Genomic DNA, 670 nt, shown 5'->3' with positions numbered 1-670 from the left:
AGCTCAAAGCTAAACCCTACGAACGCACAGAGGAAAGACAAGCGTACCGCAACGGCCACCGGGAAAAGCCGCTTGTAACCCGGATCGGACGGCTTGTCCTGGAAGTGCCCCGGGTCAGGTCCGGCAAATTTTCTACGGAAATGTTTGAGCGTTACCAGCGGAGCGAGCAGGCATTACTGCTGGCCCTGATGGAGATGGTGGTCAATGGAGTATCAACACGCAAGGTCAGGGCAGTGGTCAAAGAGCTATGCGGCACGGAATTTTCCAAGTCGACGGTATCTGAGCTCTGCAAACGACTTGACCCTTTGGTGAAGGCCTGGAATGAGCGAGATTTAAGCGAAAAGGAGTATCCCTTTATTCTGGTTGATGCTTTGGTCATAAAGGTGCGGAAAGGTGGGCGGGTGAGATCCCAGAGTGTACTTATAGCTTGCGGGGTTAACCGGGATGGTTACCGGGAAGTTTTAGGGCTGATGATTGGGGACAGCGAATCTGAGGCTACTTGGTCTGAATTCTTCGGCTGGTTAAAGAAGCGTGGGCTAAAGGGGGTTGACCTGGTGGTTTCGGATGACCATAGGGGGCTGGTAAACGCCATTATGATCCACTTTCAGGGGGCGAGTTGGCAGCGGTGCCAGACGCATTTTGTCCGCAACATTCTGGAAGCGTGTCCCAA

The 670-nt window shown here is 53.3% G+C and carries 1 protein-coding gene; it reads left to right on the top strand.

Annotated elements, in window-relative coordinates:
* Positions 1-670, top strand: a 670-nt coding sequence (locus DXX99_RS11000) for an IS256 family transposase (RefSeq protein WP_115793508.1), incomplete at both ends; no start/stop codon positions are given.

It is taken from the genome of Ammonifex thiophilus (assembly GCF_003368535.1).
Classification (GTDB): domain Bacteria; phylum Bacillota; class Desulfotomaculia; order Desulfotomaculales; family Ammonificaceae; genus Ammonifex; species Ammonifex thiophilus.
This window is presented reverse-complemented; position numbering and strand designations above follow the sequence as displayed.